The following is a 16,625-nucleotide window of genomic DNA, read 5'->3' as shown; positions in this document are numbered from 1 at the left end:
GAAGATGTAGTGAAAGTCACATCGAAGAAGCTGTGGCGGCAGAACAATACAAAGGGGTAGAAGTTCACATGAAAGCACGTGGGGCAGTCCTGTCGAGGCGTAATGCCCATTCCTCCGCGGTTTCCAACTGGAAGGCCCTCCAGGCCGGGGACCATGTCGAGATCATCAAGCATGCGCACGTGGTGGCGGCCGGGGAGGTCGAAGAGGTATCCCAGAGCGGCAACGTCCTCTGGCTGGTGCCGGCCGGCCCATCAGGACCGGCGGAAAAGCAGCTTTTCCTGAAGTCCGACGGCGTGCAGGTCCGCCGCGGCTAGCGATCCAACCAGCAACCAAAAATCCCCGCACGGCCAAAGGGCGTGCGGGGATTTTTGGTGTCAGGGCACCGCCACGGCGGAACACCAGTGGCCGGTAAAACGGGTCAGGCGGCGACGGACTCGTACGTCTCGCCGAAAGGTACCGAGGCGTCCAGGGCTACCCTGTAGCGTCCAGGGTGCAGCCTCGTGACCAGGATGCCGCACTCGGCATCCTTTGCTGCCACCTCTATCAGTTCGGCCACCGCCTCTTCCAGGCCGACGTGGACCTCGCTGGCGCTGGAGAACTCCAGGCTGATGGACCGCAGGGCAGGCCCCTCGGTGGGCTCGGCAGCGGCGGGGATGCGCTCCAGAGTGGCTGTAGTCATAATCTGAACTTTCTGTATTTTTGCCGGGTGGCTCCGCTATTCTACCGACTGCTCCCCGCATATGTCAGATGACCGTCCTTTTTGGGATGCTGAGTGGCAGTCACAAAGCGTCCATCCAGGACCTGATCCAGGCGCTGCCGGCCCCGCTGGCCTAACCTGCCTTGACGGCCAGGACGGGGCAGTCCGCCTCAAGCAGGACGCGCTGCGACGTGCTGCCCATGATGAGCTTGCCCACGGGGGTGCGGCGCCGCAGCCCGATCACAATCAGTTCGGCTTCGTGCTCCTCGGCGGCGTCCAGTACCTCCGCGGCGGCATCGTGCCCACGGACCGGCTGCTTGATCTCGTGGTCGATGCCCTGGGTGGCCAGGCGTTCTTCAATGCTTTGGATGTCGCCTTCGTGGGCAAACCGGTTGTCCACCGGCGCATCGCCCCTGGACGAGTTGATCACCAGCAGCCTGCTGTTGCGGTTCCGGGCTTCGGCGATGGCCTGTGTCAGGGCGGCTTCGCCTTCGGGGGTCGGGACGTATCCCACCACAATGGTCATGGTCTCTCCTTGTTTCTGCTGATGTTGTGCTGGATGCAGCGGGACGGAACCCGGGAATTCCCGGCTGCTGTTAGTCGCTGTAGTCCGCGGCGCCCGAATTGGCCGGAATCAGCGGCTTGCGCTCCGGGCGGTTGCGGCGAAACAGCTTGTAGGCGAAAGGCCAGAGCAGGATGAGGCCGATGATGACATAGATGCCGACGGCGATCGGCTCGCTGAAGAGCCCTGCCGGGTCGCCTGCGCTCAGCTGCAGGGTCTTGCGGAGTTGTCCTTCGATCCGCGGGCCGAGGATCACACCGAGGATCAGCGGCAGCACGGGGAGCCCGAACCGCCGCATCATGAACCCGAGGGCGCCCAGGACGAGCAGGATCACCAGGTCGAACGCCTGCAGGTTCACCGAGTAGGCGCCCAGGGTGGCGAAGAACAGGATGCCGGCGTACAGGTATGGGCGGGGGAGCTGCAGCAGCTTGGCCCACATCGGTGCCAACGGCAGGTTGATCAGCAGGAGCAGCAGGTTGCCGATGAACAGGCTCGCAATCAGGGCCCACACCAGCGGGCCCTGGCTTTCGAACAGCTGCGGACCCGGCTGGATGCCGTAGGAGGTGAACGCTGCCAGCATCACCGCGGCGGTGGCGTTGGTGGGCAGGCCCAGCGCCAGCATCGGGGTCAGGGTGCCTGCGGCCGCAGCGTTGTTCGCGGCCTCCGGGCCGGCTACGCCCTCGATGGCGCCCTTGCCGAACTCTTCGGGGTGTTTGCTGAGGCGCTTCTCCGTTACGTAGGAAAGGAAGGTTGGGATCTCCGCCCCACCTGCCGGAAGCGCGCCAAACGGGAAGCCGAAGGCGGTGCCGCGCAGCCACGGCTTCCAGGAACGCTTCCAATCGGACTTGCCCATCCAGGGCTGGCCCACGGGAATGGCATGCAACGGCGTGCGCCGCAGGTGGGCGGCAACCCAAAGCGCTTCGCCCACAGCGAAGATGGCCACGGCCACCACCACGATGTCCAGGCCGTCTGCCAGGAGCGGCTGGCCAAACGTCAGGCGGCGCTGGCCGGTGACCGAGTCCATGCCCACCAAACCGATGGCCAGGCCCAGGCCCAGGGATGCGAACCCGCGCAGCCGGGAGGAGCCCAGCACGGCCGTGACGGCCAGCAGGGCCAGCACCATGATTGCGAAGTAGCTGGGTGCACCGAGGCTGACGGCGAACTTCACCACGATTGGTGCGCAGACGGCGAGCAGTGCCGTGCCGATGGTTCCGGCAACGAACGAGCCGATTGCCGCCGTCGCAAGCGCCTGGGCCGCCCGGCCCGCCTTGGCCATCTTGTTGCCTTCAATGGCGGTGACCACCGAGGACGATTCGCCGGGGGTGTTCAGGAGGATGGACGTGGTGGAGCCGCCGTACATGCCGCCGTAGTAGATGCCCGCGAACATGATGAACGCGCTGGTGGGTTCAAGGGCATAGGTGACGGGAAGCAGCAGCGCGACGGTCATGGCCGGGCCCAGCCCGGGGAGGACACCGACGGCGGTACCCAGGACGACGCCGATGACGGCGTACAGGAAATTCATGGGGGTCAGGGCGGTGGCGAAACCGTCCATCAGGGAGGACCAGACGTCCATTTAGAGGATTCCTTCCAGGAGGCCGGCCGGCAGTGCAATGCCCAGGCCGAGGTAGAAGCCGTAGAAGGTCAGCAGGGACAGCGCCACGGAGATCAGTCCGTCGCGGACGTAGTGGCGGCTGCCGAGGGCCAGGACGCTGCCCCAGAACAGGACGGTTCCGGAGATGACCCAGCCGGCCCAGTCGATGAGCAGGATGTTGAGCACGAAGGCGCCTGCCAGCGGCAGGACGGTCTTCCAGTCGGCGGGGTGGGTCAGGTCCACGTCCTCGCCGCCCTCGGCCTCGCCCTTGCCGCCGCGAAGGACGTTGAGGGCAAGCAGTACGGCGCAGACCACCAGGAGGCCGGCCACGATGAACGGGACAGTCTTGGGCCCCACGGGGTCGGACTTTGAATATGGGGTTACCAGGCCGTTGGCGTCCAGGAAGACCAGGACGCCGGCCGCCCCGAGCAGGAGTGCGACTCCCAGCTCGGAGCGGCCTTTAAGGCCTGTGGTCAGGGAGGTCACGCCAACCCGAGCTTGGTGAGGACATCGGCCACGCGCTTGTCCTGCTCGGTGAGGAAGGACTTGAACTGGTCACCGGTGATGAAGGCGTCGGTCCAGCTGTGGGTCTTGAGCGCTTCCTTCCAGCCGTCGGTTCCGTGCATCTTCTCCAGGGCGGCGATCAGGGCAGCCTTGTCCTTGTCGCTGATGCCTGGAGGGGCCACGACGCCGCGCCAGTTGGTGAATACCAGGTCGATGTTGGATTCCTTCAGCGTGGGGGCATCCACACCGTCAAGGCGCTTCTCGCCGCTGGTGGCCAGGACGCGGACCTCGCCGGATTCGATCTGCTTCAGGTATTCGCCGGCGCCGGAGGCGGCGAAGCCCAGTTTGTTGCCGAGGATTGCGGGAAGGAGGTCGCCGCCGCCGTCGTAGGCCACGTAGTTGACCTTGGTGGCGTCGATGCCCACGGCGCCGGCCAGCTGCATCGGCAGCAGGTGGTCCGGGCCGCCCGGGGAGGAGCCGCCGCCCACGGCGATGGAACCGGGATCGGCCTTCCATGCCTTCACCAGGTCATCGATGGTCTTGTACGGGGAATCCTTGCCGACCATGATGGCGCCGGGCTCTTCGATGAGGCGCGCCAGCGGGGTGGTGTCCGTCAGCTTGGACTCGGACTTGTTGGTGTAGCTGGCCCCCACCACGCCAAGGCCCATGAGCATGGCCAGGTCGCCGTTGCCTTTTTCGTTGACCACACGGGCCAGGCCCACGGTGCCGCCGGCACCGGCGAGGTTGAAGACCTCGGTGTTGGTGGAGATCTTCTCGTCGTCGAGGACCTTGGCTGCGGCGCGGGCGGTGGTGTCGTAGCCGCCGCCGGGGGTGTTCGGGACCATGATCTGCAGGCCGGTGATGGGTCCGGCGGCGGCGCCGGAGCTTTCCGAACCGGTGGAGCTCTTTCCGGTGGCACCGCAACCGGTGGCCATCAGGGCGATGCCGGCTGCAACGGCGGCAATTCGCAATGCGCGGATCTGGCGCATGGTGTTCCTCTTCTCATCAAAAATCTGATCAGCATTGGCTGACTTGTGGTTCCGATGCTAGGGGTGCAAGTGACAGCGATCACTCTTGTGTACGCAGAGAAAGTTGTGTTCATTGCGTTCACGTTGCCAAGACCCCACAACGGCCCTGCAGGAGGCTTTGGGATATAGTTCCCGGTACCGGACCGCCGCCAGCCGCAACCGGCCCCACCCCAAAGCACCAGGAAGACCACTGTGACTCGACGACGAGGAATGTCCCTCGCTGGGCAGTACCTTTTGCTGCAGTTGCTCATTGTCCTGGCAGTCCTGGTGGCTGTGGTGGCCATCTCGCTGGCCCAGTCCGCAGCGGCCTTTGAACGCACCGAGGGCAGGCGCGCCCTTTCCGCAGCGGAAGCCCTGGGCGGCAACCCCGTGGTGCGGGAACTCCTCCCGGACGCTGAACCGCGCGGCGGGGCCGTGCTTCCCGCGGTGGCAGAGTCCGTGCGGATCGTCTCGGGCTCATCCCGGGTGGCGCTGGCAAAAATAGACCGCACCGTGGTGGCCTCCTCGGACCCCAGCCTGGTGGGCGCGCCCCTGGAGCTCGGCGCAAGCAGGGTGATGGAAGGCAGGGCCTGGACCGGAGTTGTGGGCGGTACCCCGGCCCCGCTGCTGTCCGCCCACGTTCCGGTCCTTGACGACACCGGCCGGATGATCGGCATCGCCTCCATCAGCCGCAACTATCCCACGGTGCTCGAGCGGCTGGGCGACGCCGTTCCCAACCTGCTCACCTACCTGGGCGTGGCAAGTGTCCTGGGCATCGCCGGTTCCCTCTTGCTCTCGCGCCGGGTGAAGCGGCAGACCCTCGGCATGGAACCCAGCGAGATCACCGGGCTGGTGGAGAACCGCGAAGCCATGCTGCAGGGCCTGAAAGAAGGCGTGGTTGCGCTGGACCCGCACGAACGGATCACCGTGGCCAACGGCAGCGCGCGTTCCCTGCTGGGGCTTCCCGATGACTGCGTGGGCAAAAGGGTGGCAGGCCTCGCCGTCGAACCTGCCTTGAAGGAAGTCCTCACCCGTGAACAGCCCGGGCCGGACCAGTTGGTGCTCGTCGGCGACCGGCTCGTGGTGATGAACCGGGTGCCCATCCAGTCCCGCGGCCGCGTCATCGGCTCGGTGACCACGCTCCGCGACCGCACCGAGCTGTCCGAGCTGGAGCGGGAACTTGGCACCACCCGCACCGCCACGGACACGCTTCGCGCCCAGGCCCACGAGTTCGCCAACCAGCTGCACGTCATTTCCGGCCTGATCCAGATCGGCGAGTACGACTCCGTGGTCCAGTTCGTCAATGGTGCCACCGTGGACCGGACCCGGCTCAACGATGAAGTGACCGGCCGGATCAAGGATCCAGCGCTCGCTGCCCTGCTGATCGCCAAGTCGAGCCTTGCCGCAGAACGTGGCGCCGCCCTGCAGCTGGTCCCCGACTCCGTGCTGGACAAGGTTGATGACGAGCTGTCCCGGGACCTCACCACCGTGGTGGGGAACCTGGTGGACAACGCGTTCGACGCCGTCACCGGGCTTCCAGAGGCAACCGTCAGGGTGCTGGTGGAGGGCAAGGCCGGGGGAGACGTTGTGGTGACGGTGCGGGACAATGGTCCCGGTATTCCGGGCGGCTCCGCCGACCACATCTTCCGCCAGGGCTTCACCACCAAGGAATCGGACGCGGCCGGCAGCCGCGGCTTCGGGCTGGCCCTGTCCCGGGCGGTGTGCCGCCGCAGCGGCGGTGACCTGACGGTGGCCAACGATAACGGGGCAGTCTTTACCGCGGTGCTGAAACGAGGGAGTATCCAGCCATGATCAAGGTCCTGATCGTCGATGACGATTTCATGGTGGCCAAGGTGCATGCCGGCTTCATCCAGCGCACGCCGGGCTTCACCGTGGTGGGTGCCGCACACACCGGAGCGCAGGCCATGGCGGAGACCGAACGGCTCCAGCCGGACCTGGTGCTGCTGGACATCCACCTGCCGGACATCAACGGCCTGGACCTGATGCAGCGTCTGCGCAGCGTGGCGCCGGAGCTGGACGTGCTGGTCATCAGTGCTGCGCGCGAGGTGGAGACCGTGAGGAAGGCGCTCCGGGGCGGCATTGTCCATTACCTGATCAAGCCCTTTTCGCAGACGGACCTCCAGGAGCGGCTGGAGCACTACCGCAGCGCCTACCAAAGCCTGGATGCTTCCAAGGACGTGGCCGAACAGTCGGACGTCAACCGGGTGTTCGGCCTGGACCGCGCCGAGCGTCCGCTCCCCAAAGGCTGCAGCATCGAGACCCTGAGGCTGGTGGAGGCCGCGCTCGCCGCCGCGGACGGTGACGTGTCAGCCGCCGAAGTGGCCCAGGAACTGGGCACGTCCCGCGTCAGCGCCCGCCGCTACCTGGAATACCTGCACGACGAAGGCACGCTGGACGTGCGGCTCAAGTACGGGGTGGGACGGCCGGAGCGGCGGTACGTCCTGAAGGCCTGACCCCACCCGTGACCTGGATCAGCGCAGCAGCGTGTCCACCAGCCGCGCGGCGGTCCTGGCAGTCCGGCCGTCCACGTCGAAGGCCGGGTTCAGCTCCGCCACATCGAGGTGCAGGAGCTTCCCGCTCTGCGCCACCTGCCGGCACACCGCCGAAATGACGGGCAGCGGCACCCCGTACGCTGCGGGCGCGCTCACCCCGGGTGCCACCGCGGCTGGCAGCACGTCCAGGTCTATGGTCAGGTACAGGACGTCGATGTCTGCCAGGAACGCAGCCACGAAGTCCCGGACCCGCTCCGCTTCGCTGTCCTCATCCAGCAGGTACCGGACGCCCAGCCTCCGGGCGGTGTCGAACAGGACCTGCGTGTTGTTCGGTTCCGAGATGCCGACGACGGCGTAGCGGAATTCGCGCCCGGCGTCCGCTTCAGCGCGGGCCATCTGCAGGAACGGCGTCCCCGAACTGGGCACTGGCTCGTCGCGGAGGTCGAAGTGGGCGTCAAGGTTCAGGACGCCCAGTCGCTGTCCGGTCCGCACCGGTGACGATGCGCTCACTCCAAGGTAGCTGGCATAAGCCGTTTCGTGGCCGCCGCCCAGTACAACGGTCTGGTGGCCGGCATCGAGGAGGGCCGCCACTGCCTGGCCAAGCCGTTCCTGCCCGGCTTCCAGGTCCGTTCCGGACACCACCACGTCGCCGATGTCAGCCACCGTGCGGGCCAGGTGGAAAGCCAGCGGAGCCAGCGCTTTCCGCAGGGCTGCGGGGGCGGCGGACGCTCCGGTGCGGCCCTTGTTCCGGCGCACCCCCTCGTCGCTGGCAAAGCCCAGCAGGGCAGCCGGCCTGGCGCCCGTCGCGGATCCCGGTGACTTATCCAACGCGGTCACTGCCTGCCACCATCGGCGGTGGCCCGGGCCGTCGCCGTCGAACCTGCCTGTCCAGGGCTGGGGCGGGACGTCGACGGCAGGGAGCTGGAGGGACATGCCTCAAGCTCACCGCATGCCGGGCACGAAAACCAGCACCGGCGCCGTCGTCCTGTCCGGGATTCAAGAACCCATACTTCAGCCGGGCACCGGGGAGATGCCTGGCGCAGGGGATATGGTGAGAGCAGTCCGCCCGATCGGAGCGTGTCATGCCCGCTTTCGGATCCACGCAACCATTCCAGGCTGGAGAGCCGCCCCATGTTCGAAGCCCCAGACATCCTCTTTGCCGTGGCCGGCCTGGCCGTCTTCATCGCCGCGGTGCTGCCCAAGCTGCTGCGCAACATGCCCCTGTCCATGCCGATGGTCTTTTTGGGTGCCGGCATGGGCGCGTTCGCGCTGATTCCCTCGCTGCCGGATCCGAATCCGGTGGAGCACAACGATTTTGTCATGCACCTTGCGGAGGTCTGCGTGATCATTTCGCTGATGGGCGCCGGGCTGGCCCTGGACCGGCCGGTGGGGCATAAACGCTGGTCCACCACCTGGCGGCTCCTGGGCATAGCCATGCCACTGTGCATCCTTGGACTGACACTGCTGGGCATGTGGTTCCTGGGCCTGGGGCTCGGCGCGGCGCTGCTGGTGGGCGCCAGCCTCGCCCCCACCGATCCCGTCCTGGCGTCCGAAGTCCAGGTTGGCGAACCCGCGGACCAGGACGATCACACCGACAAGGAGGATGAGGTCCGGTTCGGCCTCACCTCGGAGGCCGGGCTCAATGACGGGCTGGCGTTCCCGTTTGTGTACCTGGCCATTGCCATCAGCGTCGCCGGGGCAAACCCGTCTGCCTGGTTCGGCGAATGGCTGGGGCTGGACGTGCTGTGGCGGCTGGCCGCCGGGCTTCTGGTGGGCTTCCTCACCGGCAAGCTGCTCGCCAGGCTGTTCTTCTCCGCGCGTGCCGAAAGCTTCAGGCTGTCCAGCCATTCCGAGGGTTTCGTGGCCCTGGCGGCGACATTCCTGTCATATGGGTTGACGGAGATGGTGGAGGGCTACGGGTTCATTGCCGTGTTCGTCTGTGCCGTGACCATCCGGGCCGGGGAGCGCACCCACGGCTACCACCGGGTGCTGCACTCCTATGTGGAGCAGCTGGAACGGCTCCTGACCGTGGTGATCCTGGTCCTGCTCGGCGGTGCCATCGCCCGCGGGCTGCTCGCCGGAATCGGGCCGGCGGAAGTGCTGGTGGCGCTGGCTTTCCTGCTGGTGGTCCGGCCGCTGGCGGGCTGGGTGGGCCTGCTGGGCGGCAAGACCGGTCCGCGGGAACGCGTGGCGCTCTCATTCTTTGGCATCCGCGGAATCGGGTCGCTGTACTACCTGGCCTTTGCACTTGGCGAGGGCCCCTTCACGGACCAGGCGCGCTGGCTCTGGTCCTTCATTGGGCTGGTGGTGGCGCTGTCCATCGTGATCCACGGCGCCACCACCTCGCCCCTGATGAACCGGCTGGACCGGCTGCGCCAACGGAAGGCGCTGGCGGTGTCCGGCGACGAGGGGCTCGCGCCGAACACCCCGGTGTAGCTACATGCCCAGTGCGGCCTCGATGGGGCCGATGGCGAAGAACAGCAGGAACGCGGCGGCCACAGCCCACATCAACGGGTGGATGTCCTTGACCCTGCCCTGGACCGTGCGGATCAGGACGTAGGCGATGAAGCCCGCGCCCAGGCCGTTGGCGATGGAGTAGGTGAAGGGCATCAGGGTGAACGTCAGGAACGCGGGGATGGCGATGCCCCAGTCCTGCCAGTCGATCTTGCCCACCTGGGACACCATCATGAAGCCCACCACCACCAGTGCCGGGGCCACGGCCTCGAAGGGCACCAGGTTGATAAGCGGGGTGAAGAACATGGCCACCAGGAACAGGAAACCGGTCACGATCGAGGCCACGCCGGTCCGGGCGCCTTCGCCGATGCCGGCACCGGCTTCCACGTAGATCTGGTTGGAGGAGACGGACGCGCCGCCACCAATGATGGCGCCGAGTGCGTCCACCTGGAGCACGCGGTCGACGTCGGGAATGTTGCCGTTCTCATCCACGGTGCCGGCTTCGTTGGCCAGGCCCACCATGGTGCCCATGGCGTCGAAGAAGATGCTGAGCAGGATGACGAAGGCCAGCAGCGTTGCGGCCACGAAGCCGAGGTGCTCGAAGGCGCCGAACGGGTTGGCCTTGCCGATCAGCGAGAGGTCGGGGGCGGCCCAGCCGGAGAACGCCGGGGCCACCAGGGACCAGCCCTGGGGGTTGGAGGTCTTGCCGTCGAAGCTGGGGCCGATGTGCAGGGTCATCTCAAGGATGACGGCCAGCACCGTGGAGGTGATGATGCCGATCAGGATGGCACCCTTGACCTTGCGCACCACCAGGGCGATGGTCAGGATCAGGCCGAAAACGAAAACGGCGGTGGGCCAGCCCAGCAGCTTGCCTTCAAAGCCCAGCCCGACGGGGACCGTGGTGCCTGCCACGTCCGGGATGCGCCGCACGAACCCTGCGTTGACCAGCCCGATCAGGGCGATGAACAGGCCGATGCCCACCACGATTGCGGTCTTGAGGCCGTCCGGGACGGCCTTGAAGACCGCGGTGCGGAAGCCGGTGAGGACCAGGATCAGCATGGTGAGGCCGGAGAGGACCACCACGCCCATCATGTCGGGCCACGTGAGCCCGGGATTGGTGGCCACGGTGACGGCCACGAAGGCGTTCACGCCCAGGCCGGTGGCCAGCGCGAAGGGGTGCCGTCCCCAGGCCCCCATGAGGATGGTCAGGACACCCGCTACCAACGCGGTTACTGCGGCCACCGCCGTGAAGCCCAGCGTGGTTCCGCTGGAGTCCGGACCGGACAGGATCAGCGGGTTCAGCACCACGATGTAGCTCATGGCGAAGAACGTGGCGAACCCGCCGCGGACCTCGCGGGAAAGGTTGGAACCGCGCTCGGTGACCCTGAAATACCGGTCCAGGGCAGAGCCTTGCTTAAGCATTAGTCCTCCGGGGAAGTGTGTGGGAATACCTGCATCCTAAGGGGACGGCAGGGAGTGGGCCGGCAATTTCGCCTAGTCTGTAAGGAAGCCAACACGAGGAGCAGCCCAAACATGCGCCAGGTCCGCCGCCAGTTGCTGAGCCTTGTGCTCGGTTCCTTTATCCTTGCAGCCGCAACGCTGGGCCTTGCGGGCACGGCGGCGGCCCATGACGCAGCAGAGTCCACCAGCCCGGCGCAGGGGGCCGCGCTGGCCACCCCGCCGGGCGAGGTCTCGGTGACCTTCAGCAACAAGCCGCTGGGCATCGGCTCGTCCTTCTCCGTCAAGGACGCCGGCGGCACGGAGTGGGCTGACGGGTCGGTGCAGATCGTGGACAACGTGGCCACCCAGAAGCTCCGGCCAGGCGGCCCCGCGGGGGCGTACACGGTCGCGTGGCGGGTGGTGAGTTCCGACTCGCACCCCATCGAGGGCACCTTCACTTTCACGGCGGCCTCCGGCGCCGGTGCCGCTTCGTCCGGTGCCGCCCCGTCAGTGAATTCCACTTCGGGAAGTCCGACGACGGCGGGTGTGGTTCCGGGGATGGGCACGGCGCAGCCAGGGGTGACGGAAGAGCCATCCGGGCCTGCAAATGCCGGCGCGCCGTTCCAGTGGAGCATCGTGATTTTTGCGGCCGTCGCCGTGGGACTGCTGGTGGCCCTCGGCGTCCTGGCCCGGCGCCGGCTCACGGGTGACGGGGATGCCCGGGAAAGGGACGGGGAGTAGCCCGTTCCTGCAGTTCCGGAAGGGTCCGGCCTGACGGCGGGCACCGGGAGGGCTGTCAGCAGCTCAGCACCGCAAAGCTTCCCGTCGCCGGGAAGACGCCGCTGGGTGAATGGCCGCCGGATGAATGGCTGCTGTCCGGATTGACCTTGGCGGAAATCGCCTGGCCCACCGTCTTGGCCTGGCGCAGCACTTCTTTGGGCGAGGGCGTGATCAGCTCGCCCACTCCCACCAGGTAGATGCCGATAGCCCGCATCGCCGCTGCCACGTTCCGGCCAACGGCAATGCCGAAGTCGTTGAGCATGCGGCGCAGCTGGCTGTGGGCGCACCGGGTCAGGACAATGTGGTCGGCCACCAGTATGCCGGTGGGGGTGTGCACCTGCCACTGCGGAGCGGCATCGTGCTCCGGCCCCTCAAGCATGGTCAGCTGGACCGCCCGCGTGGTGTTCCGGACGTCGACGCTGTGGCTCGCCGCGTAATTGCGCAAATGGCGCAGGATCTCGTTCCGCTCCCGGAGGGTATCGCTGCCCGCCGCATCACAGCGCTGCAGCGACGACGTGTTTGCGGGTTGGCCGGCGCCAAGGATGTCCAGTCCGTCCACCACGATGGAGTCCACAGCATGGCGGCGCAGTTCAGCTGCCACGGCAAGCCCGGACAGGCCGGTGCCAATGATGACAGTGGTGGTCTGTTCCGTCCCGGCATTCCCAGGCATGCTTGACACCACAGTTTCCCTCCTTCGAAGCTTTCGGCAGGTGCCGGCATCCTCGCCGGCCCGCGTCCCGTTACCCCCAAGTACGGCCGCAGCGCATGGCCGGGACAGTCCGCGCAGGAAGTTGCAGTTGGCGTCCCGGACCAACAATGTCCTGAAGACTACAGAACAAACCCGGCCGTGGATAGCCCAATGAAGAAAACATTCCTGCTGCCGTGAAGGCGCTTTCCGGGCCGCGCCGCAAAGCCTGTGGATAACGTGCCCAACAGGCGCCTGAACAGGCTTGCTATGCGCCTGGGGACGGAGAATAGTGGGAAACGGGAACGGCCCTTTCCCTGCCGGTGCGGCTCCAGCTTTTGGGGGTGCTGCCCATGCACGGGGTGCGGTCCGTTTTCTGGCAGAATAGCCGCAACATCAGGCGTATCGCGAGGAGGCGGCCCCCATGGGCTCAGGAGAGTTGCACCCGGACCCGGCCCGGGATGGTGGTGGGGCGTCTGCCGCTCCCCACGGCATCGTGGTGGGGGTGGACGGTTCGGACCACGGCCAGTGCGCCCTGGTGTGGGCGGCGCGGGAAGCCCAGCGGCGCCGTCGTCCCCTCCATATCGTCACCGCGTATTCCGTGCCGATCTTCGCCGCGTCCGGCCTGGACGGAGGCTATGCCACGGTGGATGATTCCGTCATCCGCGAAGGTGCCGAGGCCATCGCCAAGCAGGCCCTGGAGAAGGTTTCCGCGTACGACGTGGAAGTCAGTTCTTCGGTGGAGAACGGCGATGCCGCAGGAGTCCTGCTGGAAATCTCCGAAACCGCGGAACTCCTGGTGGTGGGCACCCGCGGCCGCGGTGGCTTCGTGGGGCGGCTCCTGGGATCTGTCAGCAGTGCCCTGCCCGCCCATGCCAAGTGCCCCACGGTGACGGTCCCGTTGTTCTGCTCAGACCGGCTCGGCGAGACCACGGAGGACCGCCGCGTCAAGGCGGAGCAAGCCAAATCCGGACACCGGCAGGTGGAGAACGTGGTGGTGGTTGGCGTGGATGGTTCCGAGCAGGCACGCGTTGCCGTCCTCGAGGCAGCCGAGCAGGCCGAACGCCTGGGCGCCTCCCTCCGCGTGGTCTGTGCCGTGCCCCAGTACAGCGGTTCCCTGGCCTGGGTTCCCGCTCCCATGGACAGGAAGGCACTGTTCGATGACATCCGGGTCACCCTGGACGCCGGCATGGCGTGGCTTCGCAGCCACTATCCGCACCTGCAGGCCGACTACGAGCTGAAGGACGGCTCGCCAGTGGATGTGCTCGTCGAGGAAAGCCGGCACGTGGAACTGGTGGTCCTGGGTACCCGCGGACGCGGCGGCTTCACCGGAATGCTTCTGGGCTCAACGTCCGACGGCGTGCTCCACCACGCCAAGGGTCCGGTCATGGTGGTCCCGGACCGGGAGGACCCCCGCCTTGCCGACCGTGCGCGGTTCGGTCCGATCCTGGGCGACGCCGCCTGACCCGCGCCCAAACGGATCGCGCAACAGGGCATCCCGGACAGACGGAACCTGGGACATCGGGCACCCGTACATGGAGCACACAGAGATAGGGCAGCAGGGGCTGCCGATGGTTGGCACCAGCACGAACGCCGGGCTGGTGCTGGATCTGCGCCACCTTGATGCGGGGATGCTTGCGCTGGCGGGCGGCAAGGCCGCCAACCTCGGTGAGCTCTTGTCCGCCGGGTTACCAGTGCCGGAGGGTTTCTGCCTCACCACCGCGGCATACCGGCAGGTGGTTGGTGCCGGCGATTCCCTGCTTCCCGGGCTGGCCGAGGTCTACGCCATCCTGGGGGACCCAACAGGCCGGGAATCACCCGATGTGGCGGGCCTGGCCGGAACGGCGCGGGCTGCGATCCTGGCAGCTCCGCTTCCGGGGGACGTCTCCGAGGCGGTGGAACAGGCCTACAGGGCCCTGGGGCCCGACGTCCCGGTGGCGGTCAGGTCTTCGGCCACAGCAGAAGACCTGCCCTTCGCCAGCTTTGCCGGGCAGCAGGACACCTACCTCAATGTCATCGGGGTGCCTGCCCTGCTGGCGGCCGTCCGCAATTGCTGGGCGTCGCTGTGGACCGACCGGGCAACCGCCTACCGGGCAAGCCTTGGGATTGATCCGGCAGGCGTGGCGCTCGCCGTGGTGGTCCAGCGGATGGTGGACGCGGACACAGCCGGCGTCATGTTCACGGCGAACACCGTGACCGGCCGCAGGCGGCAGATCGTTATCGATGCCAGCCCGGGCCTTGGCGAGGCCGTTGTCTCCGGCGCCGTTAACCCGGACCACTTCGTGGTGGATGCCCTGACCGGCAGGATCCTTGAAAGGGAACTCGGCGATAAGGGCGTGGAGGTACGGACCCTGCCCGGCGGCGGGACACAGACCCGGAGGTCGACGGCGGCCGGCGGCACTGCCTGCCTGACGGACAAGCAAGTGGCCGGACTCGCGCGGCTCGGCCAACTGGCCGAAGGACATTTCGGCGCCCCGCAGGACACGGAGTGGGCCATAGACCGCAGCGGCGCCCTCTGGCTCACCCAGTCCAGGCCCATCACCACGCTGTACCCGGTCCCGGAGAGTAACGGCGCCGCAGGCAGGGTCCCGCCGGGCAGGTCCGCGGCGGGCGGTACCAGGGCGTACCTCTGTTTCAGCCTTGCCCAGGGGCTTACCCGGCCGCTCACGCCCATGGGGCTCGCGGCTGTTCGTCTCATTGCCTCCTCCGTCGCCACAGCTGCCGGCTTCCCGGTCCCTGATCCCCGGCGTGGGCCGTCCCCTTACGCCGAAGCCGGGCAGCGGATCTACATCGACTTCACCACTCCCATCCGCAGCAGCGTGGGCCGCCGCCTGGTTCCGCGGGTTTTCGACATCATGGAGGCCCGGACGGCAACGGTCATGCGGCAGCTGTTCGACGACCCCGCGTTCTCGGTGACCAGACGGACACCTTTCGGGCTGCTGCGCCACGTTGTCCCCGTGGCAGCCCGGGCCAAGGTTCCCGCCACCGTACTCCGGGCATTGCTCCGGCCCAGGGCTGCCCTCCGACGGCTGGACCGCTTCACCCGGGAATTCGAGGCGTCGCTGGCTCCCGGGTCCGGAGCGGGCGCCCTGGCCCGCCTTGACCACGCCGAGTTCCTCCTGGGCTCACGCCTGTTTCCGATTGTTCCGGCCATTCTTCCCCTTCCCGCACTGGGTTTCGCGATGCTCGGTGTCGCGGGAAAGCTGCTGGGCGGAAATGGGTGGGGCGAACTGCAGCCGGTGATCCGAGGCCTGCCCAACAACGTCACTACGGAAATGGATCTGGAGCTGTGGCACCTCGCACAGGAAATCCGGGACGACGCCGAATCACGCACTGCGCTCATGACGAACAATCCCTCCGTCCTGGCGGAGGCTTTCCAGGCCGGGCAGCTCCCGGCACGCCTGGACGCCGGCCTGGCCAGGTTCCTGGACAGGTACGGCCGCCGGGCGGTAGGCGAAATCGACGTCGGACTGCCGCGATGGTCGGAAGAGCCGGCACACATCCTGGGCATCCTTGCCAATTACCTCAGGCTGGAGGACCCGGACCTGGCACCTGACGTCCAGTTCAGCAAGGCCGCCGAGGAAGCGGAAGCGCAGGTGGACCGGCTCGTTGCCCGCGCTGCCGCCCGAGGCAGGATACGGGGACGGCTGGTGCGTGCCGCGCTGCACAGGGCACGCCTGTTCGCCGGCCTGCGGGAGCTGCCAAAGTACCAGCTGGTTGTTGGCCTCGGGGAAGTCCGCCGGCAACTGCTGCTGGTGGGCAGGGAACTGGAGCAGTCGGGCACGATCGAACGGCAGGACGACATGTTCTTCCTGGACTTCGCTGAAGCCCGCCAGGCGGTGTCCGGGAACGTCGCGGACAACGGAGCGCCCGTCACAAACCTCCGGGCACTCGTGGCGGCCCGGCGCCAGGAGTACGCGCAGGAACTCAGGCGCCGGCACATCCCCCGGGTGCTGCTCTCGGACGGCGCCGAACCCGAAGCGGTGCGCACCGCCGTCGGAATTTCCGGCGACGGAACCCTGACCGGCAGCCCTGCCTCGGCGGGAACGGTGACTGCTGCAGCACGTGTCATCCTGGATCCCGAGGGAGCCCGCCTTGAGCCGGGCGAAATCCTGGTTGCCCCGTCCACTGACCCCGGCTGGACTCCGTTGTTCCTCACGGCTGGAGGGCTGGTGATGGAGATGGGCGGAGCCAATTCCCACGGCGCCGTCGTGGCCAGGGAGTACGGGATCCCCGCTGTTGTTGGAGTCGCGGACGCCACGCGCCTGATAGCCACCGGACAGAATATAACGGTCGACGGCGGCGCGGGCACCGTGGTGCCGGAAGGTCCCGGTACGCAGCCGGATGGGGACAACCGCAGTGGCGCGGACCCGCGTACACGGGCGTAGTCTT

General features: G+C 67.4%; 15 protein-coding genes. 7 read left to right on the top strand and 8 right to left on the bottom strand.

Annotated features, from left to right (window positions below; genetic code table 11):
- Positions 1–68: 68 nt before the first annotated feature.
- A complete protein-coding gene (locus QFZ57_RS02475; protein WP_306628889.1) occupies positions 69–314 on the top strand; it encodes a hypothetical protein in 246 nt (81 codons plus the stop codon).
- 104 nt (positions 315–418) lie between these two features.
- Here QFZ57_RS02475 and QFZ57_RS02470 read toward each other — a convergent pair whose 3' ends face one another.
- The 5 genes from QFZ57_RS02470 to QFZ57_RS02450 form a co-directional block, all read right to left on the bottom strand.
- The gene (locus QFZ57_RS02470) at positions 419–679 is read right to left on the bottom strand and encodes a hypothetical protein (protein WP_306628888.1); all 261 of its coding nucleotides are present in this window, start codon (positions 677–679) and stop codon (positions 419–421) included.
- 151 nt (positions 680–830) lie between these two features.
- Positions 831–1,223, bottom strand: coding sequence for a universal stress protein (locus tag QFZ57_RS02465; RefSeq protein ID WP_306628887.1), 393 nt, complete (start codon positions 1,221–1,223; stop codon positions 831–833).
- A 70-nt stretch (positions 1,224–1,293) separates the two neighbouring features.
- A complete protein-coding gene (locus QFZ57_RS02460; protein ID WP_306628886.1) occupies positions 1,294–2,832 on the bottom strand; it encodes a tripartite tricarboxylate transporter permease in 1,539 nt (512 codons plus the stop codon).
- Positions 2,833–3,336, bottom strand: a complete 504-nt coding sequence (locus tag QFZ57_RS02455) for a tripartite tricarboxylate transporter TctB family protein (protein ID WP_306628885.1) — start codon at positions 3,334–3,336, stop codon at positions 2,833–2,835.
- Positions 3,333–4,343: a Bug family tripartite tricarboxylate transporter substrate binding protein gene (locus QFZ57_RS02450; protein WP_306897677.1), complete on the bottom strand. Its 1,011-nt coding sequence runs from the start codon at positions 4,341–4,343 to the stop codon at positions 3,333–3,335. Before QFZ57_RS02450 ends, QFZ57_RS02455 begins: the two co-directional genes overlap by 4 nt.
- A 249-nt stretch (positions 4,344–4,592) precedes the next feature.
- On the opposite strand from QFZ57_RS02450, the gene QFZ57_RS02445 reads away from it, so the two are divergent.
- Both QFZ57_RS02445 and QFZ57_RS02440 read left to right on the top strand, forming a co-directional pair.
- Positions 4,593–6,173, top strand: a complete 1,581-nt coding sequence (locus tag QFZ57_RS02445) for a sensor histidine kinase (RefSeq protein ID WP_306901506.1) — start codon at positions 4,593–4,595, stop codon at positions 6,171–6,173.
- On the top strand, positions 6,170–6,835 hold the full coding sequence (locus QFZ57_RS02440) for a response regulator (RefSeq protein ID WP_306628883.1): 666 nt from the start codon (positions 6,170–6,172) through the stop codon (positions 6,833–6,835). Before QFZ57_RS02445 ends, QFZ57_RS02440 begins: the two co-directional genes overlap by 4 nt.
- Positions 6,836–6,853: 18 nt before the next feature.
- Here QFZ57_RS02440 and hutG read toward each other — a convergent pair whose 3' ends face one another.
- Positions 6,854–7,807: a formimidoylglutamase gene (gene hutG, locus QFZ57_RS02435; RefSeq protein ID WP_306897675.1), complete on the bottom strand. Its 954-nt coding sequence runs from the start codon at positions 7,805–7,807 to the stop codon at positions 6,854–6,856.
- Positions 7,808–8,005: 198 nt separating this feature from the next.
- Here hutG and QFZ57_RS02430 point away from each other — a divergent pair, with 198 nt between their 5' ends.
- Positions 8,006–9,310, top strand: a complete 1,305-nt coding sequence (locus QFZ57_RS02430; RefSeq protein ID WP_306897673.1) for a cation:proton antiporter — start codon at positions 8,006–8,008, stop codon at positions 9,308–9,310.
- Here the strand turns inward: QFZ57_RS02430 and QFZ57_RS02425 are convergent, their stop codons facing one another.
- Positions 9,311–10,750, bottom strand: a complete 1,440-nt coding sequence (locus QFZ57_RS02425; protein ID WP_306628880.1) for an NCS2 family permease — start codon at positions 10,748–10,750, stop codon at positions 9,311–9,313.
- Between the two features lie 111 nt (positions 10,751–10,861).
- Between QFZ57_RS02425 and QFZ57_RS02420 the strand changes: the two genes are divergently transcribed.
- Complete coding sequence (locus QFZ57_RS02420; RefSeq protein WP_306897670.1) at positions 10,862–11,509, top strand: copper resistance CopC family protein; 648 nt, start codon at positions 10,862–10,864, stop codon at positions 11,507–11,509.
- Positions 11,510–11,564: 55 nt separating this feature from the next.
- Here the strand turns inward: QFZ57_RS02420 and QFZ57_RS02415 are convergent, their stop codons facing one another.
- Positions 11,565–12,218 carry an NAD(P)-binding protein gene (locus QFZ57_RS02415; RefSeq protein WP_306901505.1) on the bottom strand — a complete coding sequence of 218 codons (654 nt, stop codon included), beginning with the start codon at positions 12,216–12,218 and terminating at the stop codon, positions 11,565–11,567.
- 439 nt (positions 12,219–12,657) lie between these two features.
- On the opposite strand from QFZ57_RS02415, the gene QFZ57_RS02410 reads away from it, so the two are divergent.
- Positions 12,658–13,698, top strand: coding sequence for a universal stress protein (locus QFZ57_RS02410; RefSeq protein ID WP_306897668.1), 1,041 nt, complete (start codon positions 12,658–12,660; stop codon positions 13,696–13,698).
- A 106-nt stretch (positions 13,699–13,804) separates the two neighbouring features.
- A complete protein-coding gene (locus QFZ57_RS02405; RefSeq protein ID WP_306897666.1) occupies positions 13,805–16,621 on the top strand; it encodes a PEP/pyruvate-binding domain-containing protein in 2,817 nt (938 codons plus the stop codon).
- Positions 16,622–16,625: the final 4 nt, after the last annotated feature.

The sequence above is a fragment of the Arthrobacter sp. B1I2 genome (genome assembly GCF_030816485.1).
Lineage (GTDB): Bacteria > Actinomycetota > Actinomycetes > Actinomycetales > Micrococcaceae > Arthrobacter.
The sequence above is the reverse complement of the archived record's forward strand: the minus strand, read 5'-3'. Positions and strand labels throughout refer to the sequence as shown.